21 protein-coding genes are annotated in these 25114 nt (G+C 61.6%); 9 read left to right on the forward strand and 12 right to left on the reverse strand.

From position 1 onward, the window contains the following. The 3 genes from rssC to PspS04_RS18210 form a co-directional block, all read right to left on the reverse strand. The gene (gene rssC, locus PspS04_RS18200) at window positions 1-483 is read right to left on the reverse strand and encodes an anti-sigma factor antagonist RssC (protein WP_093421055.1); all 483 of its coding nucleotides are present in this window, start codon (window positions 481-483) and stop codon (window positions 1-3) included. Next, the gene (gene rssB / locus PspS04_RS18205; protein ID WP_095165297.1) at window positions 480-1664 is read right to left on the reverse strand and encodes a two-component system response regulator RssB; all 1185 of its coding nucleotides are present in this window, start codon (window positions 1662-1664) and stop codon (window positions 480-482) included. The genes rssC and rssB overlap by 4 nt, the downstream gene beginning before the upstream one ends. Window positions 1665-1998: 334 nt before the next feature. Next, complete coding sequence (locus PspS04_RS18210; protein WP_095165298.1) at window positions 1999-2688, reverse strand: MlaA family lipoprotein; 690 nt, start codon at window positions 2686-2688, stop codon at window positions 1999-2001. 191 nt (window positions 2689-2879) lie between these two features. Between PspS04_RS18210 and PspS04_RS18215 the strand changes: the two genes are divergently transcribed. Continuing rightward, entirely contained in the window at window positions 2880-3500 is a 621-nt protein-coding gene (locus PspS04_RS18215; protein ID WP_095165299.1) for a phosphatase, read from the forward strand. Window positions 3501-3623: 123 nt separating this feature from the next. Beyond that, on the forward strand, window positions 3624-3887 hold the full coding sequence (locus PspS04_RS18220; protein WP_095165300.1) for a DUF4404 family protein: 264 nt from the start codon (window positions 3624-3626) through the stop codon (window positions 3885-3887). A gap of 92 nt (window positions 3888-3979) precedes the next feature. On the opposite strand, the gene queF is transcribed toward PspS04_RS18220, so the two are convergent. Both queF and copI read right to left on the reverse strand, forming a co-directional pair. Next, window positions 3980-4810 (reverse strand): NADPH-dependent 7-cyano-7-deazaguanine reductase QueF, encoded by an 831-nt coding sequence (queF, locus tag PspS04_RS18225; protein WP_159997019.1) that lies wholly within the window; start codon window positions 4808-4810, stop codon window positions 3980-3982. Between the two features lie 61 nt (window positions 4811-4871). Further along, window positions 4872-5417, reverse strand: a complete 546-nt coding sequence (copI, locus tag PspS04_RS18230) for a copper-resistant cuproprotein CopI (RefSeq protein ID WP_095165302.1) — start codon at window positions 5415-5417, stop codon at window positions 4872-4874. Window positions 5418-5572: 155 nt separating this feature from the next. On the opposite strand from copI, the gene PspS04_RS18235 reads away from it, so the two are divergent. After that, window positions 5573-6253: a heavy metal response regulator transcription factor gene (locus tag PspS04_RS18235; protein WP_159997021.1), complete on the forward strand. Its 681-nt coding sequence runs from the start codon at window positions 5573-5575 to the stop codon at window positions 6251-6253. Further along, complete coding sequence (locus PspS04_RS18240) at window positions 6253-7614, forward strand: heavy metal sensor histidine kinase (RefSeq protein ID WP_159997023.1); 1362 nt, start codon at window positions 6253-6255, stop codon at window positions 7612-7614. Before PspS04_RS18235 ends, PspS04_RS18240 begins: the two co-directional genes overlap by 1 nt. A gap of 153 nt (window positions 7615-7767) precedes the next feature. Here the strand turns inward: PspS04_RS18240 and PspS04_RS18245 are convergent, their stop codons facing one another. The 3 genes from PspS04_RS18245 to PspS04_RS18255 all read right to left on the reverse strand — a co-directional run bounded on the left by PspS04_RS18245 (window position 7768) and on the right by PspS04_RS18255 (window position 11017). Next, the gene (locus PspS04_RS18245) at window positions 7768-9012 is read right to left on the reverse strand and encodes a lipoprotein-releasing ABC transporter permease subunit (protein WP_159997025.1); all 1245 of its coding nucleotides are present in this window, start codon (window positions 9010-9012) and stop codon (window positions 7768-7770) included. Between the two features lie 63 nt (window positions 9013-9075). Beyond that, window positions 9076-9759, reverse strand: a complete 684-nt coding sequence (gene lolD, locus PspS04_RS18250) for a lipoprotein-releasing ABC transporter ATP-binding protein LolD (protein ID WP_174244588.1) — start codon at window positions 9757-9759, stop codon at window positions 9076-9078. Between the two features lie 7 nt (window positions 9760-9766). Then, window positions 9767-11017 (reverse strand): lipoprotein-releasing ABC transporter permease subunit, encoded by a 1251-nt coding sequence (locus PspS04_RS18255; RefSeq protein ID WP_159997027.1) that lies wholly within the window; start codon window positions 11015-11017, stop codon window positions 9767-9769. A 94-nt stretch (window positions 11018-11111) separates the two neighbouring features. Here PspS04_RS18255 and PspS04_RS18260 point away from each other — a divergent pair, with 94 nt between their 5' ends. Both PspS04_RS18260 and PspS04_RS18265 read left to right on the forward strand, forming a co-directional pair. Beyond that, window positions 11112-11693 carry a PilZ domain-containing protein gene (locus PspS04_RS18260; RefSeq protein ID WP_095165309.1) on the forward strand — a complete coding sequence of 194 codons (582 nt, stop codon included), beginning with the start codon at window positions 11112-11114 and terminating at the stop codon, window positions 11691-11693. Window positions 11694-11706: 13 nt separating this feature from the next. Further along, complete coding sequence (locus PspS04_RS18265) at window positions 11707-12429, forward strand: glycerophosphodiester phosphodiesterase (protein WP_095165310.1); 723 nt, start codon at window positions 11707-11709, stop codon at window positions 12427-12429. A 42-nt stretch (window positions 12430-12471) separates the two neighbouring features. Here PspS04_RS18265 and sthA read toward each other — a convergent pair whose 3' ends face one another. The 4 genes from sthA to PspS04_RS18285 form a co-directional block, all read right to left on the reverse strand. Next, a complete protein-coding gene (gene sthA / locus PspS04_RS18270) occupies window positions 12472-13866 on the reverse strand; it encodes a Si-specific NAD(P)(+) transhydrogenase (RefSeq protein ID WP_095165311.1) in 1395 nt (464 codons plus the stop codon). A gap of 210 nt (window positions 13867-14076) precedes the next feature. Continuing rightward, window positions 14077-15102 carry an FAD:protein FMN transferase gene (locus PspS04_RS18275; protein WP_159997029.1) on the reverse strand — a complete coding sequence of 342 codons (1026 nt, stop codon included), beginning with the start codon at window positions 15100-15102 and terminating at the stop codon, window positions 14077-14079. Between the two features lie 123 nt (window positions 15103-15225). Further along, a complete protein-coding gene (gene ampC / locus PspS04_RS18280) occupies window positions 15226-16389 on the reverse strand; it encodes a class C beta-lactamase (RefSeq protein ID WP_159997031.1) in 1164 nt (387 codons plus the stop codon). Window positions 16390-16506: 117 nt separating this feature from the next. Further along, window positions 16507-17970, reverse strand: a complete 1464-nt coding sequence (locus PspS04_RS18285; RefSeq protein ID WP_095165314.1) for a glyceraldehyde-3-phosphate dehydrogenase — start codon at window positions 17968-17970, stop codon at window positions 16507-16509. Window positions 17971-18323: 353 nt separating this feature from the next. On the opposite strand from PspS04_RS18285, the gene mfd reads away from it, so the two are divergent. Genes mfd through PspS04_RS18300 form a run of 3 tightly spaced genes read left to right on the forward strand, consistent with a single transcriptional unit; the run spans window position 18324 to window position 25052 of the window. Continuing rightward, window positions 18324-21773 carry a transcription-repair coupling factor gene (mfd, locus tag PspS04_RS18290; RefSeq protein ID WP_095165315.1) on the forward strand — a complete coding sequence of 1150 codons (3450 nt, stop codon included), beginning with the start codon at window positions 18324-18326 and terminating at the stop codon, window positions 21771-21773. A 10-nt stretch (window positions 21774-21783) separates the two neighbouring features. Then, window positions 21784-22350, forward strand: a complete 567-nt coding sequence (locus PspS04_RS18295; RefSeq protein ID WP_095165316.1) for a CsiV family protein — start codon at window positions 21784-21786, stop codon at window positions 22348-22350. An 11-nt stretch (window positions 22351-22361) separates the two neighbouring features. Then, entirely contained in the window at window positions 22362-25052 is a 2691-nt protein-coding gene (locus PspS04_RS18300) for a DEAD/DEAH box helicase (RefSeq protein ID WP_159997033.1), read from the forward strand. The last annotated feature ends 62 nt before the right edge of the window (window positions 25053-25114 follow it).

Consider the following 25114-nt stretch of genomic DNA (forward strand, 5'->3'; position numbering starts at 1 on the left):
TCAGTGCCGCTCGAGAGCGTTTACCAGGTCATGGAACGCTTCGCGGTTGGAATCGTTGAGCCCCATGAGGATCTTGTGCGCTTCCAGCACCTTGATCCGCACCACCTCTTCGGACTGGTCCTGGTCAGGCAGGTCGGTCAGGCACTCCGGGCACGGCACCGGGCGGTCAACGATGTTGAACACCTGCTCGAAACCCATGGACTCCAACAGACGGGTGATGTCTTCGTGAGTGGTGACGACGGTCGGCAGCAGGCCGACCTTTTGCCGCGACATGATCGACAGCTTGGCCAACAGGCCCAGGGTGGTGCTGTCGATGCTGCGGGCTTCGGTCAGGTCGATCACGATCGCGTTGAAATTCAACGCGGTGAAGATCCGCTCGATAGTCGCATCCAACGCCGAACACAGGGTCAGGCGAACCTCACCGACGAACTTCAGGACAAAGGTGCCATCCTGCTCGGCGAACTGGATTCTACCGGTACTCATTGAAGATTCCTGCTCAACACTAACAGGGCGATATCATCCGGCATCTCCCCTAGCGTGGCCAATCCAAAAACCTGCCGCAGACCATCCAGGCTGCCGCCCGCCGATCTTACCCGTTGCGGTAAGGCGGCCTCTTTTTCTTTGAGTGTCGGTTCTGGCAAAAGGTCCAGAATGCCATCGGACATCAGCGTCAGGCTGAACACCGGCGGCAGTTCGATGACGTGGTCTTCGTAGGTGGCTTCATTGAACAAGCCCACCGGCAGACCGCGGCCTTCGAGGTATCCCACACTGTCTGGCGTGTACAACACAGGCAACGGCAGGTGTCCGCCGATGCTATAGGTCAACAAACCGGTCTCCTCGTCGATGACTCCACCGACCATCGTGACATGTTTGCCCAGCTTACAGCTGATCAGGCCCCGGTTGATATGGCCGAGCACCTCTGAAGGGGTGAATTCCGGCAAGGTGCCGTTGCGCTTGGATTCGAACAGCAGGCGCGTGGTCATGAACTTGAGCAGCACGGTGACGAAGGCCGAAGACGCGCCATGCCCGGAAACATCCGCCAGGTAGAACGCGACTCGGCGTTCGTCGACCCGAAAATAGTCGACAAAATCACCCGACAGGTACAACGACGGGATGATCTGGTGGGCGAACTTGAACTCGTCGATGGCCCAGGGGCTCACCGGCAACATGTTCATCTGCACCTGGCGACCGGCGTTCTGGTCTTCCTGCAGCAGGTTCAGGCTGGCTTCGAGCTCACGGTTGGCGGTTTCAAGCTTGGTCCGGTAACGCTGGTTCTCCAGGAGCAGGCGCGCGCGATCCAGGGCCCGGCGCACGGAGTGCTCGAGCACGGCCAGGTCTTCCAGCGGCTTGATCAGGTAGTCGGCCGCGCCCAGGCGCAAGGCTTCGACCGCGTCGTTCATCACGCCGGCACCGGACACCACGATCACCGGCGTTTGCGGCGACAGGTCAGTCACCTGGCGAATGAGTTCGAGCCCGCCCATCTGCGGCATGCGCAGATCGCAGATCACGAGATCGGGGTGGCTTTGCTCGAATACCGCTAGCCCTTGCAGTCCATTGCTGGCCTGCAGGACGCTGAACCCACTGTCTTCCAAATAGGCCGCGAGACTCGCGCGCACTACTTCGTCGTCATCGATTATCAGCAGCGTGGCACTGGTTTTTTGCATGTGGGCAAACGGCGCCAGAATTAGGTTGGCGTAGCTGGCGGGGTGATTGGCCCGGCACACACTACTGGATTCGCTTTCTAGCCTCTCTGCTGCACTGCTTTCGAGCATTTGCCCGACACACATGTTCATCAGAGGTGCCCTTCTAAGGCGCAGACGGTACTCCCATCCGCGAGGCGTTTCAAGCTCACGCCGATGGTCATCAGGCGTCTTTACCCTGCAAATCACCGGGAGTTATAAGAACCGCAAAATTTGCAACAAAATGCAAGGTTGGAACGCCAGCCATAAAACGAAGAAGGCGGCCCGTGGGCCGCCTTCCTGTTATTGAAGCGCCGACTCAGAAGTCGTCTTCAACCTGGCCATCCTTGACCTTGAATTCGCGGTTCTGCAAGTAAGCGTTGCGGATGAAGACGTACTTGTCGCCATTGATCAGCTTCTCGGCCGACAACAGGCTGGCACGGGTATCGATCACATCCATGCCGAGCGCCATGTTGCGCGCGGGAATGTCGTGCATGTAGCGGTAGGGTTCGGCATAGCTGTCGACGTACTTGGACGGCGCGTCACGCAGGGTGCTCGGGCCGAGGAACGGCAGCATCACGTAAGGGCCGCTGGGCATGCCCCAGTAGCCAAGCGTCTGGCCGAAGTCTTCGTCGTTGCGGTGCAGGCCCATCTTGGTGCCCACATCGAAGAACCCGGCCAGGCCCAGGGTGGTGTTCATCAACAAGCGTGCAGTGTCGACGCCCGCCGCATGGGGCTTGACCTGCAGGATGTCGTTGGCCAGGTTGCCGACGTCACCGATGTTGCGAAACATGTTGTGAATGCCGTCTTCGAGGAACTGCGGCGTGACGAACTGATAGCCCTGGGCCAGAGGCTTGAGGGCGTAGGTGTCCAGCACGTCGTTGAAGGTGTAGATCGGGCGGTTGATGCTTTCCCAGGGATCTTCTTCGGTGGCCGCCTGGGCAGCGAACGGAACCAACAGGACGCCGGCAAATAGACTTAGTCGAGCCAGGCAATTGCTCCAGCGCATAGCAGAAACTCCTTGGATTGTACTGGCGCGGATCGCGAAACCCGCGCGGTAAGCTGGCTAGTATAAGACGGATGCCGGCTTTCAGGGAAACGCCCTACGACACCTTGCATGTTTCCCCGGCCGGTCAAGAGAATGTCACTTAACTGTCACGAGGCAGGCCTACCCTCTCTGATTATTTCAGGGATGTTGAAATGCCCCAACCTCAGGTACACCCCCAAGCCCTCCCCCAACCCACCGCCGTGCTTTTTGGCCTGAGTGGCTGCCTGGTGGATTTCGGCGCGCAAACCCGACTCTACGGCAGCGGCTGTGCCCCACATGGCCAATTCACCCCGGGGGCCGAGCAAGCCTTGCTGTCGTTGCGGCTGCAAGGCATTCCCTGCGCCTGGCTGGATGAGTTACCTGCCAACCAGAGCCAGTCGCTGGCGACCGAACTACCCGACTGGATCAGCGCCAGCCCACGGCCCCCGAGCGTCCGCCCATGGCCAGCTCCCGATGCTTGCTGGTCATCGTTGATGGCGCTGAACATCCATCGCCTGGACGGTTGCGTGCTGGTCAGCGGAGAGCCACGCTTGCTGCAATCGGGCCTCAATGCCGGGCTGTGGACCATTGGCCTGGCGTCCTGTGGCTCGCTCTGTGGCCTGGCACCCAAGGAATGGCAAGCCCTGAGCCGACAGGAGCGCGAACTCATGCGCGGTAAAGCGACCTTGCAATTGTTTGGCCTGGGGGTGCATTCGGTGATCGATCACCTCGGCGATCTCGACACCTGCCTGTCGGATATCGGCCTGCGCCGGCGCAAGGGCGAGAAACCCTGATCGATCATTCTTGATCAAGATCATGCACTTCGCTCGCCAGTGGATTAATCTACAGGTCAGACGTAGACCTTTGGATCACTGCTGCGGTCTATGCCAGTGCCTATCGATAAAAGGAAAGTAGCCATGCCTGCCCGCGAACTGCAAGAACAGCTCAATACCCTGCGCGAGCAACTGGAGCAGAACCCGCCGCTCTCGCAGGAAGAACGTGACCACCTGCTGGACCTGATGACGCAGATCGAAGCACAGCTGCAACTGGAAACCGCCACTAACGACAGCAGCCTGGCCGATGGCGTCAACCTGGCCGTAGAACGCTTCGAACTCGACCACCCGGCGCTGGCCGCCACCTTGCGCAACATTGTGCAGACCCTGGGCAACATCGGGATCTGATCCACACGAATACCAAAAAGCCCCGCTGGCGACAGCGGGGCTTTTTCGTTTCCTGATCGGCAAAAAATCCCGGGATTTCGCGCTGCCCGCGCTTACTGGCGAACCAGGCGATGGTTGGGCAACTGCACTTCTTCGGTGCTGCGGTACGGGTTGATGTCCAGCCCGCCACGGCGCACATAACGGGCGTAGACGGTGAGTTTTTCCGGCTTCAGCAAGCGCTGCAGGTCGAGGAAGATCCGCTCCACGCACTGTTCGTGGAAGTCCGAGTGCTGGCGGAAGCTGACCAGATACGCCAACAGGCTGGCGTGATCCAGCGCCGCGCCACGGTACTCCACCGCCACGCTGCCCCAGTCCGGCTGGCTGGTGACCGGGCAGTTGGATTTGAGCAGATGGCTGTGCACGCGCTCCTCGACGACGCGCGACTCATCACAACGCAGCAGTTCCGGACGCGGGTGCTCGTAGTTGCTGACGCTGATGTCAAGGTCGTCGATGCACACACCCGGCAGGGCCACCACACCTTCAGCCTGCACTTCGTTCAAGCTACGAATGCGCACGCCCACGGGCTTGCCCGCTGCCGCCGAGAGATCCTTGGTCAGGGTAGCTTGCAGGGTCTGGGTGTCGGCGAATGGTGTCTGGTTCAGTGAGTTCAGGTACAGCTTGAACGACTTCGATTCAATGATGTTCGGCGAGTCCGCCGGGATGCTGAACTCAGCGATGGCCACCACCGGCTTGCCCGACGGCAGCAGCCAGGACAGTTCGAAGCAGTTCCAGAAGTCCACGCCCTTGTACGGCAAGGTGTCGGCCGTCAGCCCCAACTCGGCCCATTTGGCGGTGCGCGGGATCGGGAACAACAAAGACGGCGTGTACGTGGCGATGTATTCGCTGGATTTGCCCAGCGGCGAGTGTTCGGCTGCGGGATGCATGGCGGAAACCTGACTGAAGAATCAGCCGATTCTACCAGCCTTTGCTCCCGCCTTTGAGTGCTTACTGACTGACCGTCAGTTTGCCGACCATGCCCGCCTGATAGTGACCCGGGATGTTGCAGGCGAATTCCAGGTTGCTGGCCTGCTTGAAGGTCCAGGTCAATTCGGCGGTTTTGCCCGGCTCCACCAGCACGCTGTTGGGGTCATCGTGCTGCATCGCCCCATGGTCCATGCCCGCCATCGAGCCGTGGCCCATGGCCGCGTGATCCATCGCCGGCGCTTTCATTGCGGTCGGGGTGAGCTGGCCGCTTTGCTGCATCTTGAGCATTTCGGCCTGGTGCTGGCTGTGCATCGCCACGTCGCCCAGGTTGAATTCGTGGAGCAATTGGCCTTTATTGATCAACACAAAACGCACGGTCTCACCGGCCTTGATCTGCAGGGCCTTGGGATTGAACGTCATATCGCCCATGACAATTTCCACCGTGCGCGTCGCCTTGGCCGCCGGGGCAGGCGCACCAAAGGTGTAGGACTGCGCCGGTGCGGCCAGTAGCGGAGAACTCAATGCCAACAAGCAGCCGGCCAGCACCCAGGATTTAGCGAAATACATGATCACACTCCAACAAGATAAGGTTCAGCTTGTGGGAAACTCTAAGGGTGCGCCGCTGCCAGGTAGCTGACGAGTAGATTACAACTTTGTCAGGTTGAGCTGGCTGAGCGCCCGCCGCGGTATAACGCTTGTGTCCCATCCACCCTGAGTCGCCCATGAAACTGCTGATCGTCGAAGACCAACCGAAAACCGGCCACTACCTGCGCCAAGGCCTGACCGAGGCCGGGTTCAACGCTGAACTGGTGGCCGACGGCATCACGGGCCAGCAACTGGCGTTGAGCGGGGATTATGGGCTGCTGATTCTCGATGTGATGCTCCCTGGCCGCGACGGCTGGCAGATCCTGCAAGCGGTGCGCGCCGCCGGCCTGGACGTGCCGGTGCTGTTCCTCACAGCCCGGGATGCGGTGCAGGACCGGGTGCATGGCCTGGAACTGGGGGCCGATGATTACCTGGTCAAGCCCTTCGCCTTTTCCGAACTGCTGGCCCGGGTGCGCAGCCTGTTGCGCCGTGGCAGTGCGGCCCCGCAGGAAACCAGCCTGCAACTGGCGGATCTGCGCCTGGACCTGATCCGCCGCCGGGTCGAACGCAACGGGCAGCGGCTGGACCTGACCGCGAAGGAGTTCGCCCTGCTGGAAATGCTCCTGCGCCGCCAGGGCGAAGTGCTGCCCAAATCGTTGATCGCCTCCCAGGTCTGGGACATGAATTTCGACAGCGACACCAATGTTATCGAAGTGGCGATCCGTCGTTTGCGCCTGAAAATCGACGATGACTTCCCCAACAAACTGATTCATACCGTACGCGGCATGGGGTATGTGCTTGAAGAGCGTCCAAGCTGATGCCCCGCCTGTCTTTGAGCAGTCGCCTGGCGTTGCTGTTTGCGGCGTGCACCGCAGTGGTCTCGCTGATTGCCGGCGTGCTGTTCAGTCGCGCCAGCGAGACCCACTTCATTGAGCTGGACCAGCAACTGCTGGACGGCAAGCTGGTGGCCCTGCGCAGCGCCCTGCAAGGCGCCGACGACCCAGCGCTGTTCGCCCAGCGCAAAGCCCGCCTGCAGGAAGAAATGAGCCATCAGACTGACCTCGCACTGCGCGTACGCGGTGCCGATGGCCACGTGTGGTTCGACAGCGCGCCCAGTTTGCCTGGCGACCTGCCCACCCTGCCCGGCCTGTCTAGCCTGCACAGCGCCGGCACCGCCTATCGGGCCTACAGCGCGCCACTGGAGCCAGGCAGAACCGATGGGGCGCAACTGACCCTGGTGCTCGACATCACCCACCATCAGCACTTTTTGCAGCGCATGCAGCATTTGATCTGGCTGACGGTCGGGCTCTCGGCGCTGGCCACGGCCTTGCTCGGGGCCTGGGCGGCGCGCAGTGGCTTGCGCCCGTTACGGCGCATGAGCGAAGTGGCTGCCGGGGTGTCCGCCAGCTCCCTGACCCAACGCCTGTCACACGCGCAGATGCCGGCCGAGTTGGCTGAACTGGCCCACGCATTCAACGCCATGCTCGGACGCCTCGACGATTCATTCCAGCGGCTGTCGGCGTTTTCCGCCGACATCGCCCACGAACTGCGCACGCCGCTGTCGAACCTGCTGACCCACACCCAGGTTACCTTGACCCGTCCACGGGACCTTGAGGACTACCGCGAAGCCTTGCACAGCAACCTCGAGGAACTGCAATGGATGGCGCAACTGGTCAACGACATGCTCTATCTGGCCAAGGCTGACCACGGTTTATTGATGCCTCGGCGTGAGCCGCTGCAACTGGCGCAAGAGGCGGATGCGCTACTGGAGTTTTATGCGCCCCTGGCCGAAGACGCGCAAATCCGCCTGACCCGCCAGGGCGAAGCCGCCATCAGCGGCGACCGCAGCATGCTGCGTCGGGCCCTGTCCAACCTGCTGGACAACGCCCTGCGTTTTACTCCAGCGCAGGGTGAGGTTCAGGTGCAGATAGTGGACTCGGCGCAGGGATTGCACCTGAGCATCGCCAACACCGGCGAAGGCATTCCCCCCGCCTTGTTACCGCGCCTGTTCGACCGTTTTTATCGGGCCGATCCGGCGCGCCGTGAAGGCAGCAGTGAACATGCGGGATTGGGCCTGGCGATTACCCAGTCAATCATCCGCGCCCATGGCGGGACCATTCGTTGCGAATCGGCCCAGGGCTGGACGCGCTTTGTGATCGAACTGCCCAAAGGCAATTGAGCCAGCGCAGGCAACCTGTGGGAGAGAGGCCACCGCGCTCATCCTGAGGCTGAGCGTTATCGTTGACGTCCATCGCGAGCAAGCCGCAAGCGGGCGCTCGCCCCTACAATGTCTTCGGTAAACCCAGGGGCTGTGGCACCCCACGGATCGTAGTCAGGAATAACGCAAGGCGTGCGCTGGTTCGATCTTCGCGGCGCGCCAGGCCGGGTAGACGGTGGCCAGGAAGCTCAGGATAAACCCGGCCGAGCAGATCAACAGCACATCGGCGCCCTGCAACTCCGACGGCAGGTTGCTGACGAAGTACACGTCGGAACTGAAGATGTGCTGGCCGCTGACGCGCTCCACCCAGCCCACCAGCGCACTGACATTCAGCGCCGCGATCACGCCAAGCACACCGCCAATCAGGGTGCCGACGATACCGATCACCGTACCCTGAACCATGAAGATCGCCATGATCTGCCGTGGCGTAGCGCCAATGGTACGCAGGATCGCGATGTCGGCACCCTTGTCGTTCACCACCATGATCAGGGTCGCGATGATGTTGAACGCCGCCACCGCGACGATCATCAGCAGCAACAGGCCGATCATGGTTTTTTCCATTTTCATGGCACTGAACAGGCTGCCCTGGGTGTGAGTCCAGTCATCGGCCTTGTATCCAGCCCCCAGGCTGCCAGCAATCGCCGCCGACACCTGAGGCGCGGCGTACAGGTCCTTCACCGCCAGGCGCACGCTTTGCACCTGGTTGGGCGCCCAGCGCTGCATTTGCGCAGCGTCGGCGACATGGATCAGGGCCATCGAACCATCGAGCTCAGCACCGACCTTGAACACCCCCACCACGTTCAGGCGCTGCATACGCGGGGTGATGCCCCCCGGCGCGCTGCTGATTTCCGGCACGATCAGGGTGAGCTTGTCGCCGACATTCAAGCGAAAACGCCGCGCGGTGATTTCGCCGACCACCACCCCGAACTCACCTGGCTTCAAGTCATCCAGGCGCCCTTGCACGATGTGCTGGGTGACAATCGACACCTTGCCTTCCTGGGCCGGGTCGATGCCGCTGATCTGGATCGGCTGCATCGAACCCTTGTAGGAGAGCATGCCTTCCATCTCGGTGAAGGGCACCGCGGCGGTCACTGCCGGATTTTTCAGCGCGGCGGCAGCCACCGGCGCCCAGTCGTCGATCGGCTTGACGCCGACGATGGTCGCGTGAGGCACCATGCCAAGGATGCGCGAGCTCATTTCGCGCTGGAAGCCGTTCATCACCGACAGCACCACGATCATCGCCAACACGCCCAGGGCGAGGCCGATCATCGAGGTCATCGAGATAAACGAAACAAAGCGATTGCGGCGCTTGGCGCGGGTATAGCGCATGCCGATAAAGATCGATAACGGTCTGAACATTCGCTGGGGCACCGTATAAAAATAAAAGACCCGGCGCCTGTTCAGGCACCGGGTTGCAAAGCATCAGATGGGCGTCAAGCGACCTTCCTGCAAGTGCAGAACGCGATCCATCTGCCGTGCCAGGTTCATGTCGTGGGTCACCACCAGGAACGCCGTGCGCATCGAGGTGCTGAGTTCCAGCATCAGGTCCTGGATACCTTGCGCGGTATGGGAGTCGAGGTTGCCGGTTGGCTCGTCGAGCATCACCAGCCCTGGGTTGTTCACCAGCGCACGGGCGATGGCCACGCGCTGGCGCTCGCCACCGGACAGTTCGGCCGGCTTGTGCTCCAGGCGATGCCCCAGGCCGACCCGCTCCAGCAAGGCGGTCGCGCGCTGGCGGGCCTCGGGGATCGCGGTCTTGCCGATCAACAACGGCATGCAGACGTTTTCCAGGGCGGTGAACTCAGGCAACAGGTGATGGAACTGATAAACGAAGCCCAACGAACGGTTGCGCAGCAAGCCGCGGTTCTTTTCATTGAGTGCCGACAGCTCTTCACCGGCCAGCCAGACGCTGCCCTGGGTCGGTGTATCGAGCCCGCCCAGCAGGTTGAGCAAGGTACTCTTGCCCGATCCCGAAGTCCCGACGATCGCCACGCGCTCACCCGGGTGCAACTCCAGCTGCAGACCGGCCAGCACTTCCACCGACTCCGGGCCTTCCTCGTAGGATTTGCCCAGGTTGCGGCAACTCAAGATTGCTTTTTCGCTCATGCCCAACTCACTCATAACGTAGCGCCTCCGCCGGCTGGGTGCGCGCGGCACGCCAGGCTGGATACAGGGTGGCGAGGAAACTCAGGACCAACGCCGCGCCGCAGACCATAAACACATCCTGGGCCTGCAACTGCGACGGCAGGTAGTCAATGAAGTACACATCGGCGTTGAGAAACTTGTGCCCGATCAGGCCTTCGAGGGCGGAGATCGCCGCGCTCACATTCAGTGCGGCAAACATCCCCACCAGCGCGCCGATGGCCGTGCCGACCACCCCGATCACCGTGCCCTGGACCATGAAGATCGCCATGATGGTGCCCGGCGTAGCGCCCAGGGTGCGCAGGATCGCGATGTCGCCCTTCTTGTCGTTGACCACCATTACCAGGGTGGAAATGATGTTGAACGCTGCCACCGCGACGATCAGCAGCAGCAACAGGCCGATCATGGCTTTTTCCATACGGATGGCCTGGTACAGGTTGCCGTGGGTGCGGGTCCAGTCACGGGCGTAGAAACGGTCATCGCCTAATTGTTGGGCGATGTTCCAGGCCGCGCGCGGGGCCTGGAACAGGTCGTCGAATTTCAGCCGCAGGCCCTGGATCTGGTCCGGCTTCCAGCGATGCAGTTTCGACAGGTCCTGCTGGTTGGTGACACCCAGGTAGCCGTCGATCTCACCAGCGCCGACATGGAAGATGCCGACCACGGTAAAACGCTTCATGCGCGGGAACATCCCGGCCGGGGTCACGGTGACTTCCGGCGCGACGAAGGTCAGCTTGTCGCCGAGGCCTACCCCGAGCTTGGCCGCCGCCTTGTCGCCGATGACAATGCCAAAGCTGCCGGGTGCCAGGGCATCGAGCTGGCCCTGTTGCATGAAGTTATCAATGATCGAGACCTGGCGCTCCAGCGCCGGGTCGATGCCATTGAGCAATACCTTGGAGACCTGGCCATTGTTGGTCAGCAACCCCTGCATCTGGGTAAAGGGCGCGACGGCCACCACCTGCGGGTTCTGCTTGACCTTGGCGGCCAGGCTCGGCCAGTCGCTGATCGGCTCACCGGATTCGATGGTCGCGTGGGGCACCATGCCCAGCACGCGGGTGCGCATCTCATGATCGAAGCCATTCATTACCGACAGCACCACGATCATCACGACCACGCCCAGGGCGAGTCCGATCATCGAAGTCAGGGAAATGAACGACACAAAATGATTGCGTCGCTTGGCACGGGTATAACGCGTACCGATAAATACGAAGAGAGGTCTGAACATGTCGGGGCTTGTTCGGAGGGAAAAGGAACGTCCTTGTGGCGGGGGTCGATAACCAGCTTTACACTCAGACCACCGCCGCTACCATGGGTTCGCCATGTCGACATTAGATGAAGAAGATCGCCGCGAATACTACCGTATCGAGGACAGGATCGCACTGGAAATTCAGACCCTGACAGGCCCTGCCGCCACGGCGGAGGAAGTGTTGCAGGATGCTTCGCCACTGTTCAATCTGCTCAGTGAACTGCACCTGAGTGAATTCGAATCCCAGCACCTGCTGCGCCAGATCAGCGAGCGCGATCGCAATACCGCGGCCTACCTGAAAGTACTCAACAAACGTATCGACCTGCTCAGCCAGGTAGTCGCGTTGACGGTGCTCGGCCAGATCGGCGAACCGCAACCGGTGATCCTTTCCGAAGGCGGCATCGACTTCCAGCATGCCACCCCGCTCGCTCCCGGCAGCCACCTATCGATCAAACTGGTGCTGATGCCCCAGGCCCTGGGCCTGCTGGTCCGCGCCCGAGTCACTCATTGCGATGCCAAGGACGGCGGTTTTGACGTCGGCACCGAATTCCAGCACTTGAGCGATGCCCAGCGCCAACTGCTGGCACGCTATATCCTGCAAAGACAGGCCCAAGAACGCCGCCTGGCGCGCGAAATCACCGAATCCGGCAACTAATTAAGGAACCACCGTGACCCTCATCTACGGCCACCGCGGCGCTAAAGGCGAAGCACCGGAAAACACCCTGAGCAGCTTCCAGCAATGCCTCAAGCATGGCGTGCGTCGCTGCGAACTGGACCTGCACCTGTCCATGGACAACGAGTTGATGGTGATCCATGACTCGACGCTCAAGCGCACCACCGACCGCCGCGGCAAGGTCGTCGAGCACAAGGCGGCGGACCTGGTGACCTACGACGCACGCAAGGGCGGACCGGGCTGGATCAAGCCCTGCCCGATCCCGACCCTGGAGCAACTGTTCGAACAGTGCGACTTCGACCACTGGCAACTGGAAGTCAAAAGCGCTTCACGCACCCGCGCCGCCACCACCGTGCTGGCGATTCGCGAAATGGCCCAGCGTTTTGGCATGCTGGACAAAGTCACCATCACCTCAAGCTCGCGGGAAGTGCTCAAGGCGGCCCTGGACCTGGTGCCGGATGTATCCCGGGGGCTAGTGGCCGAATACGCCTGGCTCGACCCGCTGAAGGTCGCGCAAAGCTATGGCTGTGAGATTCTGGCGCTGAACTGGACCCTGTGTACGCCGGAACGCCTGGAGAAGGCGCAGCGTCAGGGCTTGCATGTGTCGGTGTGGACCGTCAACGAGCCCGCGCTGATGCGCAGGCTCGCTGATTTCGGCGTTGACAGCCTGATTACAGACTTTCCCGGTTTGGCCACTGCCACCCTCGAGAATTGCTGAAATCGGTCTCCCCGGCCGGCTCAGGCCACCGGCCGGAGCCGCTCAAAAAAGCCGGTTGAGGCCATCGTATGCAGCTACCCGATAGGCTTCGGCCATGGTCGGGTAGTTGAACGTGGTGTTGACGAAGTACTTCAAGGTGTTCAATTCGCCCGGCTGGTTCATGATCGCCTGGCCGATGTGCACGATCTCCGACGCTTGATAACCGAAGCAATGCACGCCCAGCACTTGCAGGGTCTCGCGGTGGAACAGGATCTTCAGCATGCCTTGTGGCTCGCCGGCGATCTGCGCCCGCGCCATGCTCTTGAAGAACGCCTTGCCGACTTCGTAAGGCACCTTGGCCTGGGTCAGCTCCTGCTCGTTCTTGCCGATCGAGCTGATCTCCGGAATGGTGTAGATCCCGGTCGGTACGTCGTTGACGAAACGCCAGCTGCCGTTGTCGACAATGCTGCCAGCGGCCGAACGACCCTGGTCATGGGCGGCACTGGCCAGGCTCGGCCAGCCGATCACATCGCCGGCGCCATAGATGTTCTGGACGCAGGTGCGGTAGTTCTCGTCGACTTCGATCTGGCCACGGCTGTTGACCTTGACCCCGATGTTTTCCAGACCCAACTGATCGGTGTTACCGGTCCGGCCGTTGCACCAGAGCAAGGCATCGGCCTTGATCTTCTTGCCGGACTTGAGGTGCAGGATCACCCCGTTGTCCACGCCTTCAACGTGATCGTAATCTTCGTTGTGGCGCACGGTGATGTTGTTGTTGCTGAAGTGGTAGCTCAGGGCCTGGGAGATTTCCGAGTCGAGGAAGCTCAGCAACTGGCCACGGTTATCCACCAGTTCCACCAGCACACCCAGGCCACTGAAGATCGAGGCGTACTCACAACCGATCACGCCGGCGCCGTAGACAATCAGTTTACGCGGGGTGTGACCGAGGCTGAGGATGGTGTCGCTATCGTAGATACGCGGGTGGTGGAAATCGATATCGGCCGGGCGATACGGACGCGAGCCGGTGGCGATGATGATGTGCTTGGCCACCAGTTTTTCGACCACGCCGTTGGCGCAGACCACTTCGATGGTTTGCTCGTCAGCAAAGCTGCCGGTGCCGAAGAACACGTCAATCCGATTGCGCGCGTAGTAGCCGGTGCGCGAGGCAACCTGCTTGGAGATGACTTTCTCGGCGCTTTTCAGCACGTCCGGGAACGAGAACCAGCGCGGCTCACCAATGGCCCGGAACATCGGGTTGGTGTTGAACTGCATGATCTGCCGGACCGAGTGCCGCAACGCCTTGGACGGGATGGTGCCCAGGTGAGTGCAGTTGCCGCCGACCTGGCGACGACTATCAACCATCGCCACCTTGCGCCCTGCCTTGGCGGCATTCATTGCCGCGCCTTCTCCTGCCGGGCCGGAACCCAGCACCACCACGTCGTAGTTGTAGACAGCCATGCGTACTCCTCAGAACAGGCCGCGGCGCCCCGTTGGCACCTGCGGCTAAATCATGCCGGCCATGCGGCATGAAGGAACAATTTGGGGTCAGTCGAAAACCCAGGAACAGTCTATAGAAGCGTCAACGCCGCGCACATTAACCCTTGGTCGCGTCGTAGGCTAGTTTTGCCTGCACTACAACGCCAGCCGCGCTTGGGATCGGCGCCCGATTCATTGGGGTTTTTCCCCGCTCAGGCGGATAAACGCCTGACTGCTACGTGTGACGAAACCGCGCTCGGTGCGCATCACAAAAAAAGCCGCGATCGCGTGTTTTTCTGCGTATGCAAGGCCCTGCTCCGGCCCGAGGATCAACAACAGGGTCGACCAGCCATCGGCCATCAGCGCTTGCGGAGCAACCACCGTAACCGCTGCCAGGTCATGCAGCACTGGCGCCCCGCTGCGGGCGTCGAAGGTATGGGAATAGCGCCGCCCACCCTGCTCGAAATAGTTGCGGTAGTCACCCGAGGTCGAGACCCCATAGCCATCCAGCGCCAGTATCCGTTCCACCACCTGCTGGTCGTCACGGGGTTCTTCCAGGGCTATCTTCCAGGGGTTGCCGTCGAGCTTTATGCCGGCGGCCTTGAGCTCACCAGTGACTTCGACGAGATAGTTGCTGATGCCCAGGCTGCCCAACGCGGCGGCTATCCGGTCGACGGTGTAGCCGGCAGCAATACTGTCGAAGTCGACCTCCACCGCGGCGTCCTTGCACAGTTGCCCTGCGTCGATCCGCAAGTGCTGGTAGCCGACCCGCTGCCGCACCTGCGCCAGCGCTTGCTCACTGGGGACCTGCACGGTGCGCGCCTGCGGGCCGAAGCCCCAGAGGTTCATCAGCGGCCCAACCGTCAGGTCGTAGGCCCCCTCGCTGGCGCGGGAAAGCTGCTCTCCGACCTGGACCAGTTGCAGGACTGCCGCCGGCATCGGCTGACAGCTATTGGCCGGCAACGCGTTGAAGCGCTCGATGTCGGAGTCGCTGCGATAGGTCGACAGCTGTTGGTCGACCTCGGTCAATATCGCCTCGACCTGCTGGCGCACCTGCGCCGGCCCGGGCAGGCCCGCATGGCGAACGTACTGGATCGAATAACTGCTACCCATGGTCGGCCCGCCAAATTTTTCCTGGGAGTCGCCGCTGCCGCAGCCGGCCAGGGCCGCGATCAACAGCAGCAATCCGGCCGAGCCGCTCCATTGCCTACCCAACATGTGCACAACTCCCGCAATCACACCCTACCTTGTAGGAGCGAGCTCGCTCGCGATGGCATTCGACGCTGAGGGCATCGCGGGCAAGCCTTGCCCCTACAGCAAAGGCGCCCTGCCGTATCTTCTTCAGCGCTCCAGCTCACTGAAGATCCGATACGCCAAGCGCACCCGCGCTTCATTGGGATAACTCTTGTTCGCCAGCACCACAATGCCCAGCTTCTTCTCGGGTACAAAGGCCACATAAGCCGAGAACCCGCCCGTCGATCCCGTCTTGTTGATCCAGGCAGCTGCCTTGGGTGGCTGGGGCGGGTTGATTGCGCTAACGACGTGACTGTCGTAGATCATCTTGTCGCCATTACCCTCGATCAGCGTCTGGAGGGCTACGGGATAGTCGTACTGCTCCCAGATCAGGTCCTGGGTCATGGCGCCCACCTGGAAATAGCCCTTGTGGGTTTCCAGCAATGCAGTGCGCAAGTTTGCCGCGACCTTGGTTACGCCAAGGTTGGCTTCGACAAACCGCAGCAGATCGCCAGAAGAGGTTTTCACCCCATAGGCTTCATCACCCAGCACCCCGGAGTTCAAGCGGACTGGAGCGTCCTGCTTGTTGTAGCCCTGGGCGTAGAGCGCCTGCTTGCCCGGCGGTACGTTGATGTAGCTGTTGGTCATGCCCAGCCCGGGAAACAATTGACCCTCCAGCGCCTGGGCGTAAGGCACGTTCATGCTGATGGCGGTAATCATGCCCAACGCGCCAATACTCGGATTGGCATAGGTGCGCTGGGCACCTGGCGCATAGGACGGCTGCCAGGTCTTGAAGTATTCCAGCAACTGTTGGTGGTCCTGCACCTGATCCGGCATCTGCAACGGGAAGCCGCCTGCGGTATGGGTCGCCAGGTTCAGCAGCGACACCTGGTCGAACGGGCTGCCGGCCAGTTGTGGCAGGTACTTGCCCGGGTGGTCGGCGAGCGAGAGCTGGCCATTGACCTGCGCGTAGGTCGCCAGGGTGGCGGTGAAGGTCTTGCTGATCGAACCGATCTCGAACAACGTGTCGCTGCCGACCTTGCGCTGCGTGTCCCTGGAGGCCACGCCAAAATTGTAGAAGCGCTGCTGGCCGCCTACGGACAGCCCAATAGCCAGCCCGGGAATGTTGTACTGCTGCATCAGCGTTTGTGCAGCCTCTTGCACCACACCGTCGATCGCCGGGCGCTCGGTACTCGCCACGGTGAGCGGCGCGAAAGAAGCGGCGCAAGCCAGTGCAAGCAAGGCGGTACAGGGCAGTCGGATCAGGCGCATCAAAGTCGTCCTCAGTATTCTGTCGGGGGCGGAAGTCGCCCAACCTAGCATTTTGCCTCTCACGCACATACAAAAACGCCCCGACACTGTCGGGGCGTTTTTATCTGCAGCTAAGGCTTAGCGCGGGAATGCTGGCGGGTTGACCCCGGCCATGTCTTCCATCACGCGAACTACCTGGCAGCTGTAACCGAATTCGTTGTCGTACCAAACGTACAGCACAACGCGGTTGTCTTGGGTGATGGTGGCTTCAGCGTCGACCACACCGGCGTGGCGCGAGCCAACGAAGTCAGTGGACACCACTTCCTGCGAGTTGACGTAGTCGATTTGCTTGTGCAGATCGGAGTGCAGCGCCATGTAGCGCAGGTACTCGTTCATCTCTTCACGGGTAGCGGCTTTCTCAAGGTTCAGGTTGAGAATGGCCATCGACACGTTTGGCGTCGGTACACGGATCGCGTTGCCGGTCAGCTTGCCAGCCAGCTCAGGCAGGGCCTTGGCAGCGGCGGTAGCAGCACCGGTCTCGGTGATAACCATGTTCAACGCAGCGCTACGACCACGGCGATCGCCTTTGTGGAAGTTGTCGATCAGGTTCTGGTCGTTGGTGTACGAGTGAACGGTTTCAACGTGACCGTTGATGATGCCGAACTTGTCGTTCACTGCCTTGAGCACCGGCACGATGGCGTTGGTGGTGCAGGAAGCGGCGGACACGATCTTGTCGTCAGCGGTGATTTCACCGTGGTTGATGCCGTGAACGATGTTCTTCAGCTTGCCTTTGCCCGGCGCGGTCAGGACCACGCGGTCGATACCCGGGCACGCCAAGTGCTGACCCAGGCCATCGGCGTCACGCCATACACCGGTGTTGTCCACCAGCAGCGCGTCTTTGATGCCGTACTGGGTGTAGTCCACCTCAGTTGGGTTCTTGGCGTAGATAACCTGGATCAGGTTACCGTTGGCGGTGATGGTGTTGTTTTCTTCGTCGATGGTAATGGTGCCGTTGAACGAACCATGGACCGAATCGCGACGCAGCAGGCTGGCGCGTTTCACCAGATCGTTTTCGGCGCCTTTGCGCACCACGATGGCGCGCAGACGCAGGCCGTCGCCACCACCGGTTTTTTCGATCAGGATGCGGGCCAGCAGACGGCCGATGCGACCGAAGCCGTACAGGACAACGTCGGTGCCTTTGCGGGCCGAAGCGTTTTGCTGGCCAACCACGTCAGCCATTTCTTCACGTACGAACTGCTCGGCGCTGCGGCCATTGCCTTCGTTGCGGAATTTGAACGCCAACTTGCCCAGGTCTACCGAAGCCGCGCCGAGCTTGAGCTCGCTCATGGCTTTAAGCAGTGGGAATGTTTCGTGGACGGAGAGTTCGCTGTCGTCGGAAGAACGGTGGCGAGCAAAGCGGTGAGCTTTGAGAATCGCGATGACAGACTGGTTGATCAGACTGCGGCCATAGATCGAGCTCACCACGTTGTTATTGCGGTAGAGCTGGCCGATCAGCGGAATCATCGCTTCTGCGAGTGCTTCACGGTCGATCCATTCACCAAGACACTGGTCGGGCTTCTGAGTCACGGTAACCTTCCACATGTAGGGGCAGAAAAAAGGGGCTACATTATGCCGCCGACTCCCTCCCGTAGCAATGCGCGCTTGTCGTGCAGACAGTAACAATTTCCCCCTGAAAAAACATCGACCCCGCTGAAGCCCAGTAAAACCGTGGCCTGCAGCACACCCCATTTTTCATAGACAGCGCTGTCTTGTCTGTAACCCTCCGTAACACTCGCTACTTTTGTCACTACATAATCACTAAAAAAGCGCTGGATTTTGTGATTACCACTACATTTCGCCCAACCTGCGTAATAGACACAGTCTGCAACTGACAGGCGGCACCCGGGACCGTTACAATTACCGACTTTGTCGCAACGCTTGGAGCTCAACCTTCCGTGCCCGTTCTGCGTCTACCGCTTCTCCCTGCCGCGGCAGGTAAACAGCACTGGGGCAACCTGCCCGGTGCCGCCCTGAGCCTGGCCATTGCCGAGGCCGCCAGCGCTGCCAAGCGCTTTACCCTGCTACTGACCGCCGACAGCCAAAGCGCTGAGAGGCTGGAACAGGAGCTGAGTTTCTTCGCCCCGGATTTGCCGGTGCTGCATTTCCCTGACTGGGAAACCCTGCCCTACGATCTGTTTTCCCCGCACCAGGACATCATTTCCCAGCGCATCGCCAGCCTCTATCGCCTGCCCGAGCTGAGCCATGGCGTGCTGGTGGTGCCGATCACCACCGCCCTGCATCGCCTGGCGCCGACCAAGTTCCTGCTGGGCAGCAGCCTGGTGCTGGATATCGGCCAGAAGCTCGACGTCGAGCAAATGCGCACCCGCCTGGAAGCCACCGGCTACCGCTACGTCGACACAGTGTACGAACATGGCGAATTCACTGTGCGCGGCTCGCTCATCGACCTGTTCCCGATGGGCAGCAAACTGCCCTATCGCATCGATCTGTTCGATGACGAAATCGAGACCCTGCGCACCTTCGATCCGGAAAACCAGCGCTCCATCGACAAGGTCGAATCGGTCAAGCTGCTGCCGGCCCGCGAGTTTCCGCTGCAGAAAGATGCAGTCACGCGCTTCAAGGCCCGCTTTCGTGAACGCTTCGATGTCGACTTCCGGCGCTGCCCGATCTTCCAGGACCTGAGCAGCGGGATCACCCCGGCCGGTATCGAGTACTACCTGCCGCTGTTCTTCGACGAAACCTCGACCCTGTTCGACTACCTGCCGCAGGACACCCAGGTGTTCTCCCTGCCGGGCATCGAACAGGCTGCGGAGAATTTCTGGAACGACGTGCGCAATCGCTACGAAGAGCGCCGCGTCGATCCTGCGCGACCTTTATTGCCGCCTGCCGAACTGTTCCTGCCGGTGGAAGACTGTTTTGCCCGCCTGAAAAACTGGCCGCGCGTGGTGGCCAGCCAACAGGATGTCGAAACCGGGGTCGGCCGCGAGCGCTTCCCGGCCCAGGCGCTGCCTAACCTGGCGATCGAAGCCAAAGCCAACCAGCCACTGGAAGCCCTGGCCGGCTTCCTCGACCAGTTCCCCGGCCGCGTGCTGTTCACCGCTGAATCGGCGGGGCGCCGCGAGGTGCTGCTGGAGTTGCTGGAACGCCTGAAGCTGCGGCCGAAAACCGTCGACAGTTGGCCGGACTTCGTCGCTGGCAAAGAACGCTTGGCGATCACCATCGCCCCACTCGACGAAGGCCTGTTACTGGACGACCCGGCCCTGGCCCTGATTGCCGAAAGCCCGCTGTTCGGTCAGCGCGTGATGCAGCGTCGGCGCCGGGAGAAACGCGCCGACGGCAACAACGACGCGGTGATCAAGAACCTCACCGAGCTGCGTGAAGGCGCGCCGGTGGTGCACATCGACCACGGGGTCGGCCGCTACCTGGGCCTGGCAACCCTGGAGATCGAAAACCAGGCCGCCGAATTCCTTACCCTTGAATACGCCGAGGGCGCCAAGTTGTATGTGCCGGTGGCCAACCTGCACCTGATCGCCCGCTACACCGGCAGCGACGACGCCCTGGCCCCGTTGCATCGCCTGGGCTCCGAAACCTGGCAGAAAGCCAAGCGCAAAGCCGCCGAACAGGTGCGCGACGTCGCCGCCGAGCTGCTCGACATCTATGCCCGTCGCGCCGCCCGCGAAGGTTATGCGTTCGCCGACCCGAAAGCCGACTACGCAACCTTCAGCGCCGGCTTCCCGTTCGAAGAAACCCCGGACCAGCAAACCACCATCGACGCCGTGCGCGCCGACATGCTCGCCCCCAAGCCGATGGATCGCCTGGTCTGCGGCGATGTCGGCTTCGGCAAGACCGAAGTGGCGATGCGCGCAGCCTTCATCGCCGTGCACGGTGGTCGCCAGGTGGCGATCCTGGTGCCGACCACCCTCCTCGCCCAGCAGCACTACAACAGCTTTCGCGATCGCTTCGCCGACTGGCCGGTGACCGTTGAGGTGATGAGCCGCTTCAAGTCGACCAAGGAGGTCAATGCCGCAGTGGCCGACCTGGCCGAGGGCAAGATCGACATCGTCATCGGCACCCACAAGCTGCTGCAGGACGACGTCAAGATCAAAAACCTCGGGCTGGTGATCATCGACGAAGAGCACCGCTTTGGCGTACGACAGAAAGAACAACTCAAGGCCCTGCGCAGCGAAGTCGACATCCTGACCCTGACCGCCACGCCGATTCCACGCACGCTGAACATGGCAGTGTCGGGCATGCGCGACCTGTCGATCATCGCCACGCCACCGGCGCGACGCCTGTCGGTACGCACCTTCGTCATGGAGCAGAACAAGAGCACGGTCAAAGAAGCCTTGCTCCGCGAGCTGCTGCGCGGCGGCCAGGTCTACTACCTGCACAACGATGTGAAGACCATCGAGAAATGCGCCGCCGACCTCGCCGAACTGGTGCCGGAAGCACGGATCGGCATCGGCCACGGGCAGATGCGTGAACGCGAACTCGAACAGGTGATGAGCGACTTCTACCACAAGCGCTTCAACGTGCTGATTGCCTCGACCATCATCGAGACCGGCATCGACGTGCCGAGCGCCAACACCATCATCATCGAGCGGGCCGACAAGTTCGGCCTGGCGCAACTGCACCAATTGCGCGGCCGCGTCGGACGTAGTCACCACCAGGCTTACGCCTACCTGCTGACACCGCCGCGCCAGCAAATCACCACGGACGCGGAAAAACGCCTGGAAGCCATCGCCAATACCCAGGACCTCGGCGCCGGTTTTGTGCTGGCCACCAACGACCTGGAAATCCGTGGCGCCGGCGAACTGCTGGGCGACGGCCAGAGCGGGCAGATCCAGGCCGTCGGCTTCACCCTGTACATGGAAATGCTCGAACGGGCCGTGAAGTCGATCCGCAAGGGCGAGCAACCGAACCTCGACCAGCCCTTGGGTGGCGGTCCGGAGGTCAACCTGCGGGTACCGGCCCTGATCCCCGAGGACTACCTGCCGGACGTGCACGCGCGCCTGATCCTGTACAAACGTATTGCCTCGGCAACCGACGAGGAAGGCCTCAAGGACCTGCAAGTGGAGATGATCGACCGCTTCGGCCTGCTCCCGGAGCCGACCAAGAACCTGGTGCGCATCACCGCGCTGAAACTGCAGGCCGAACAACTGGGGATCAAGAAGATCGATGGCGGCCCCCAGGGTGGCCGTATCGAGTTCGACTCGCAAACGCCGGTCGACCCCCTGACCCTGATCAAGCTGATCCAGAGCCAGCCCAAACGCTACAAATTCGAAGGCGCCACGATGTTCAAGTTCCAGGTGCCGATGGAGCGCCCGGAAGAGCGCTTCAACACCGTAGAGGCGCTGCTTGAGCGCCTCATCCCGAAAACTGCTTGAAGGACGCCACATGCGCCTGTTTCGCTCACTGACCCTGTTGCTCACGCTGGTCGCCCCGACGGCATTTGCCGACAGCCTGTACCAGGTAGAAATGATCCTGGTGCGCCAGAACGCCGTACCCGCCGTGGCCAGCCGCGCCGCGCCGGAGGACTGGGCCGCCGGGGCACAGTCGATCAGCGCCGACAGCCTACGCACTCCGGCCCTCAACGCCGAAGTGGAAAAACTCGGCACCAGTGCCGACTACAGCGTGCTGCTGCATAAAACCTGGCAGCAGAACCTCGGCGAGACCTCGAGCAAAGTGGCGATCAGCGACGGCGAAGAGCAATACGGGCACTTCCCGATCGAGGGCACGCTGGATCTCAAGCTGGGTCGGTTTACCGACGTCAACGCCAGCTTCTGGGTCAATCAGTTCAGCAGCGATGGACTGGTCAGCGCCAGCGAACGCCTGCAACAGGAAAGCCACACCAAAAATGGCCAACTGAACTTTCTCGACAACGGCCACCTGGGCCTGCTGATCAAGATCACCTCGCTGACGGCACCGGCCCCGCAACAAGCGCCTGATGTCGTACCGGACTGATTGAAGTCCCTATGTCCCCGAGCCTGAGCAAACCCCTGGCCCCTTCCTGGGTCAGTCGATTCAAGGAACAGAGCCTGGAGCGCGGCCGTCGCTACGCCCTGGAGAACCGCGTCAGGATCGTCGAAGCCGGCGACAGCACCCTCACCGCCAGTTGCGAAGGCTCTGGCGGCAATGTCTACCGCCAGACCATCACCCTGCGCGAATCAGCCAAAAGCACCTTGCTGCTGGTGGAAGCCACCTGCAGTTGCCCGGTACGGGTCAACTGCAAGCACTGCGCCGCGGTGCTGCTCAAAGTCCAGGACACCCTGGAGTACCCGGCCGCCGCCAAGGACGCCCTGCTCCTGGAAAAACTCCAGGCCGTATTGGAGAACCGCGCGCCCGCGCCGTTGCCACAGCAGGTGCTGGACAATGTGCAACCACTGCCACGCCTGTGGCTGGCCAGCGTCGAGTTCAGCGCCTTCGAGCCACGCAATGGCAAGATGCAGCGCTACATCCAGCACCGCGCGGCACTCTCATTCAGCTACCTGGACGAGTACGTCAGCGGGCAGAAAAACAACGACGTGCTGATCCGCCAGGAACACCAGACCCTGCGCATCAAACGCCAGCCGGAAGTGGAAAAGCTCTACCGCGAGCAGTTGCGTATCCTCGGCTTCAAGGTCGCGACCCGGCAAAGCAAGGCCCTGCCGGAAAGTGCCGGCGAACTCTATGAGATGGTCAATGACAGCGCCTGGCTGACCTTCACCCTCAATGAGCTGCCCAAGCTGCGCAGCCAAGGCTGGGAGCTGGAGATCGACGAGGACTTCGGTTTCGACCTGACCACCGTCGACGACTGGTACGCCACGGTCGATGAGGCGCCGGAGCGCGACTGGTTCGACCTCGAGCTAGGGATCATCGTCAACGGCGAGCGCCTGAGCCTGCTGCCGATCCTGCTGAACCTGATGCGCTCGCATACCGAAATCCTCAACCCGGAACGCCTGGCCCGGCGCCGTGACGACGAGCTGATCCTGGTGAACATTCCCCACCGCCCCAACTCCGAGCAGGGCCCGCTCCAAGTGGCCCTGCCGTTCGGCCGCTTGAAGCCGGTACTGGCGACCCTGGGCGAGTTCTATCTGCAAGAGCCCAGCGAAACCAGCCTGCGCCTGAGCAGCGCCGACGCCACGCGCCTCAATCCACTGGAAGACCTGCCACTGCTATGGGAAGGCGGCGAGCACATCCGCTCCTTCGCCCAGCGCCTGCGAGACATCAAGGACTACAGCGCCGAGCCCCCGGCCGGTCTCAACGCGACGCTGCGCCCCTATCAGTTGGAAGGCCTGAGCTGGATGCAATCGCTGCGGCAACTGGAAGTCGGCGGGATCCTGGCGGACGACATGGGACTGGGCAAGACCCTACAGACTCTGGCCCACGTACTGACCGAGAAAAACGCCGGGCGCCTCGACCGGCCGTGCATGGTGGTGATGCCCACCAGCCTGATTCCCAACTGGCTCGACGAAGCCGCGCACTTCGCGCCCCAGCTCAAGGTCCTGGCACTGTATGGCGCCGCGCGCAAAAAACACTTCGATCACCTGGCCGACTACGACCTGATCCTCACCACTTATGCGCTGCTGCCCAAGGATGTCGAGCGCCTGGCCCAGCACCCCCTGCACATCCTGGTGCTCGACGAAGCGCAATACATCAAGAACCCCACCAGCAAGGCGGCGCAAGCGGCCCGCGAGCTGACTGCCCGGCAGCGCCTGTGCCTCAGTGGTACGCCCCTGGAAAACCACCTGGGCGAACTGTGGTCACTGTTCCACTTCCTGCTGCCCGGTTGGCTGGGGGATGTCAAAAGCTTCAACCGCGACTACCGCGTGCCAATTGAAAAGCGCGCCAGCGACGTCCGCCTGCAGCACCTCAATGGCCGGATCAAACCCTTCCTGCTGCGTCGCACCAAGGAACAGGTGGCCACCGAGCTGCCGCCAAAAACCGAAATCATCCACTGGGTCGACCTCAACGAGGCCCAGCGCGACGTTTATGAAACCATGCGCCTGGCGATGGACAAGAAAGTCCGCGACGAAATCACCCGCAAAGGCGTGGCCCGCAGCCAGATCATCATTCTCGAGGCGCTGCTCAAGTTGCGCCAGGTGTGCTGCGATCTACGCCTGGTCAATGACGCCGCCCTACCCACCCGCGGCAGCACTTCGGGCAAGCTGGACAGCCTGATGGAGATGCTTGAGGAGCTGTTCGAGGAGGGGCGCAAGATCCTGCTGTTTTCCCAGTTCACCTCAATGCTCTCGCTGATCGAGCAGGAGTTGGAAAAACGCGGTATCGCCTACGCGCTGCTGACCGGGCAGACTCGGGATCGGCGCAGCCCGGTGAAGGATTTTCAGAGCGGCAAGCATCAGATCTTCCTGATCAGCCTCAAGGCCGGTGGCGTGGGCCTGAACCTGACGGAAGCCGACACCGTGATTCACTACGACCCATGGTGGAACCCGGCTACCGAAAACCAGGCAACGGATCGCGCGTACCGGATCGGTCAGGAAAAACCCGTGTTCGTCTACAAGATGATCGCCCGTGGCACGGTCGAGGAGAAAATCCAGCATCTGCAAAAGGAAAAATCCGACCTCGCCGCCGGCGTGCTGGATGGCCGCACCACGGGTGACTGGAAGCTGCAGAGCGACGACATTGACGCCCTGTTTGCGCCGCTGCCGGACAAGTCGAAGGTCTAGCAGAGCCTGACAGATCGCCATCGCGAGCAAGCCGCAAGCGGGTGCCCGCGATGGGTTCAACT

The sequence above is a fragment of the Pseudomonas sp. S04 genome (assembly GCF_009834545.1).
In the GTDB taxonomy this organism is placed as follows: domain Bacteria; phylum Pseudomonadota; class Gammaproteobacteria; order Pseudomonadales; family Pseudomonadaceae; genus Aquipseudomonas.

What these genes read in the sequence shown, in the direction of transcription:
- rssC (WP_093421055.1), bottom strand. Translation starts at nt 483, where the DNA reads ATGAGTACCGGTAGAATCCAGTTCGCCGAGCAGGATGGCACCTTTGTC.
- rssB (WP_095165297.1), bottom strand. Translation starts at nt 1,664, where the DNA reads ATGCAAAAAACCAGTGCCACGCTGCTGATAATCGATGACGACGAAGTA.
- PspS04_RS18210 (WP_095165298.1), bottom strand. Translation starts at nt 2,688, where the DNA reads ATGCGCTGGAGCAATTGCCTGGCTCGACTAAGTCTATTTGCCGGCGTC.
- PspS04_RS18215 (WP_095165299.1), top strand. Translation starts at nt 2,880, where the DNA reads ATGCCCCAACCTCAGGTACACCCCCAAGCCCTCCCCCAACCCACCGCC.
- PspS04_RS18220 (WP_095165300.1), top strand. Translation starts at nt 3,624, where the DNA reads ATGCCTGCCCGCGAACTGCAAGAACAGCTCAATACCCTGCGCGAGCAA.
- queF (WP_159997019.1), bottom strand. Translation starts at nt 4,810, where the DNA reads ATGCATCCCGCAGCCGAACACTCGCCGCTGGGCAAATCCAGCGAATAC.
- copI (WP_095165302.1), bottom strand. Translation starts at nt 5,417, where the DNA reads ATGTATTTCGCTAAATCCTGGGTGCTGGCCGGCTGCTTGTTGGCATTG.
- PspS04_RS18235 (WP_159997021.1), top strand. Translation starts at nt 5,573, where the DNA reads ATGAAACTGCTGATCGTCGAAGACCAACCGAAAACCGGCCACTACCTG.
- PspS04_RS18240 (WP_159997023.1), top strand. Translation starts at nt 6,253, where the DNA reads ATGCCCCGCCTGTCTTTGAGCAGTCGCCTGGCGTTGCTGTTTGCGGCG.
- PspS04_RS18245 (WP_159997025.1), bottom strand. Translation starts at nt 9,012, where the DNA reads ATGTTCAGACCGTTATCGATCTTTATCGGCATGCGCTATACCCGCGCC.
- lolD (WP_174244588.1), bottom strand. Translation starts at nt 9,759, where the DNA reads ATGAGCGAAAAAGCAATCTTGAGTTGCCGCAACCTGGGCAAATCCTAC.
- PspS04_RS18255 (WP_159997027.1), bottom strand. Translation starts at nt 11,017, where the DNA reads ATGTTCAGACCTCTCTTCGTATTTATCGGTACGCGTTATACCCGTGCC.
- PspS04_RS18260 (WP_095165309.1), top strand. Translation starts at nt 11,112, where the DNA reads ATGTCGACATTAGATGAAGAAGATCGCCGCGAATACTACCGTATCGAG.
- sthA (WP_095165311.1), bottom strand. Translation starts at nt 13,866, where the DNA reads ATGGCTGTCTACAACTACGACGTGGTGGTGCTGGGTTCCGGCCCGGCA.
- PspS04_RS18275 (WP_159997029.1), bottom strand. Translation starts at nt 15,102, where the DNA reads ATGTTGGGTAGGCAATGGAGCGGCTCGGCCGGATTGCTGCTGTTGATC.
- ampC (WP_159997031.1), bottom strand. Translation starts at nt 16,389, where the DNA reads ATGCGCCTGATCCGACTGCCCTGTACCGCCTTGCTTGCACTGGCTTGC.
- PspS04_RS18285 (WP_095165314.1), bottom strand. Translation starts at nt 17,970, where the DNA reads ATGTGGAAGGTTACCGTGACTCAGAAGCCCGACCAGTGTCTTGGTGAA.
- PspS04_RS18295 (WP_095165316.1), top strand. Translation starts at nt 21,784, where the DNA reads ATGCGCCTGTTTCGCTCACTGACCCTGTTGCTCACGCTGGTCGCCCCG.
- PspS04_RS18300 (WP_159997033.1), top strand. Translation starts at nt 22,362, where the DNA reads ATGTCCCCGAGCCTGAGCAAACCCCTGGCCCCTTCCTGGGTCAGTCGA.